Source organism: Actinomycetospora sp., from assembly GCF_055612215.1.
Map to the genome: position 1 here is coordinate 1 of NZ_JBVPVA010000124.1, position 2,416 is coordinate 2,416.

General features: G+C 76.3%; 4 protein-coding genes. All 4 read left to right on the forward strand.

The window, feature by feature from the left end; genetic code table 11:
- On the forward strand, positions 1-948 hold a 948-nt coding region (locus AC0CYZ_RS03225), incomplete at its 5' end, for a type VII secretion-associated protein (RefSeq protein WP_472212286.1).
- 204 nt (positions 949-1,152) lie between these two features.
- The gene (locus AC0CYZ_RS03230) at positions 1,153-1,464 is read left to right on the forward strand and encodes a WXG100 family type VII secretion target (RefSeq protein WP_472212288.1); all 312 of its coding nucleotides are present in this window, start codon (positions 1,153-1,155) and stop codon (positions 1,462-1,464) included.
- Between the two features lie 46 nt (positions 1,465-1,510).
- Entirely contained in the window at positions 1,511-1,798 is a 288-nt protein-coding gene (locus AC0CYZ_RS03235) for a WXG100 family type VII secretion target (RefSeq protein WP_472212290.1), read from the forward strand.
- Positions 1,799-1,946: 148 nt separating this feature from the next.
- Positions 1,947-2,390, forward strand: coding sequence for a 50S ribosomal protein L13 (gene rplM, locus AC0CYZ_RS03240; RefSeq protein ID WP_472212291.1), 444 nt, complete (start codon positions 1,947-1,949; stop codon positions 2,388-2,390).
- Positions 2,391-2,416 lie beyond the last annotated feature (26 nt).

The following is a 2,416-nucleotide window of genomic DNA, read 5'->3' on the forward strand; positions in this document are numbered from 1 at the left end:
CCGGGCGGCCCGTCGCGCCCGCCGGCGGTCCTCGCCCCGTCGGGTGTGCGCACCGGCGGGTTCCCGCTGCTGCCGGACTGGCCGCGGCCCGCGGACCCGGACGCGACCACCACCGTCCGCCGCGGCCCGGCGCCGACCACCCCGGCCCGGGGCGCCCCGGCACCGTCCGCCCCGTCGCCCGCCGCCCCAGCGCCGCGCGTCCCGGCGGTCCCGGCCGGGGTGACCGGCCCGACCGTGCCCGTGCCGCCGGTGCGTGCCCCGGCGACGCGCGGCGGGGCCGCCCTCCCCGGGGCCGCCGCGGGCTCCGACCCGGACGGGCCGACCGTGCGCATCGCCCGGGCGCTCGTGCCCTCGTCGCGGGCCCTGGTGCGGACCGAGACGCCCACCGGCGGCGCCGCGCGCTGGTCGCCGCGGCGCCGGGCGGGGGTGGTGGCCGCGGCGACCGTGGCGGTCGTGGCCGTCGTGCTCGCGGTGGTCGGGCTGCGCGGCGGGGGCCCGGCGACGGCCGCCCCGCCGACGGTGGTCTCCGCGTTCTCCCACGCCTACGAGCTCCCGGGCGGCTGGCTCCCCGACGGCACCGACGCCGCCGCGCGCCGCAGCCGGATCCGCCCGGTCGACCAGCCGCGGGGCCCCAACCTGATCGCCGTGCAGGAGAGCGCGCTGACCTCGCCGGACCCGCAGAGCGCCCGGGCGCAGCTGCTGGCGGGCTTCGAGGCCGCGCGCACCGCCGGCGGGGGCGTGTCCGACCTGCAGCCCGACGCCACGTTCGCCGGCCGGAAGGTGGCCACCTACCGCCAGGTGGCCGCCCCAGGCACGACGGTCCAGTGGGTCGTGGTGTTCACGGGCACGACGCAGCTCTCGGTCGGCTGCCGCCACGACGACCAGGACTCCGACGCCGTGCTCGCCGCCTGCGCCCGGGTGGTCTCCACGCTGCGCAGCCCACCCTGACGGTGCACGGCTCGCTCCGCCGCCCGCCCCCGCCGTTGATCAGGAGCACTCGGCGCAGGAATACGCGCCGTCGGGGATGCGTGGAGTGCCCCTCGCGCACGAGGTCGTCCCAGTTCACCGAAAGCGCCCCCATGACCGCGCGCGGGATGTCACTGTCGGCGGGCCGGTGCGGACCGGCGTGACGACCGACGAGGGGAGCGGCCGGTGGCCGGACAGTTCGGGACCCAGACCGAGGTCATGGCGGCGGCGGGCCGGCACGTGTTCGAGGTGCGCGACCAGATCAACGCCCAGCTCGCGCAGCTGCGCTCGCAGCTCGGCCCGCTCGAGGGCACGTGGCGGGGGGACGCGTCCACCGCGTTCCACCAGCTGATGGCGCGCTGGAACGACGACGCCCGGCGCATCAACGCGGCGCTGTCGTCGATCGGCGAGTCGGTGCAGGCCTCCGGCACGACCTACCGCGCGGCCGAGGACGAGATCGCGTCGTCGACCTCGCGGATCGGCCAGGCCCTGTCCTGACGACGGCCCGTCGCCGACACCCAGACCCCGAGAGAGGACCCCGACCGTGGACGAGATCCGCGTGACGTTCGGCGAGCTCACCGCCGCCCAGCAGAGCGTGACCAGTGCCGCGACCCAGATCCAGGGCCGCCTGGACGACCTGAAGCGCCAGCTCGCGCCGCTCGTCGCCGACTGGACGGGCGCCGCGGCGGAGCAGTACCAGGCCCGCCAGCGCGAGATCGACACCGCGATGGCCGACCTCGCGCAGGTGCTCGGACAGATCGGGGGGCGGCTCGGGCAGGCCGAGCAGCTCTACCGCGCGACCGAGCAGCAGAACGCGATGCGCTACGCCTGACCACGGCCGGGGGTGGGTGGCGGGTGCTCGGGAGGCGCCGCGTAACCTGGACAGTCGTTGCGCGGTGAACGCCTGCCGCGAGGGGGCCGCCGACGCGCGTTCCCGCAGACGTACCGCAGACCAGTTATGACCGTGACGAGGTAGCTCCGTGCGCACGTTCAGTCCGAAGCCCGGCGACATCGACCGCGCCTGGCACGTCATCGACGCCACCGACGTCGTCCTGGGTCGGCTGGCCAGCCAGACGGCGCAGCTGCTGCGTGGGAAGCACAAGCCCACGTACGCGGCCCACGTCGACATGGGCGACTTCGTGGTGATCGTGAACGCCGAGAAGGTCGCCCTCACCGGCAACAAGCGGGACGACCGCTTCGTCTACCACCACAGCGGCTACCCGGGCGGCCTGCGTGCCCGCACCGTGGGCGAGGAGCTCGACCGCTTCCCGAGCCGCCTGGTGGAGAAGGCCGTGAAGGGGATGCTCCCCCACAACCGTCTGGGCCGGGCGATGGCGTCGAAGCTCAAGGTCTACGCCGGCCCCGAGCACCCGCACGCCGCCCAGCAGCCCGTGCCGTACGAGATCCGACAGGTGAGCCAGTGACCACCCCCGACGACCCGAGCGTCGAG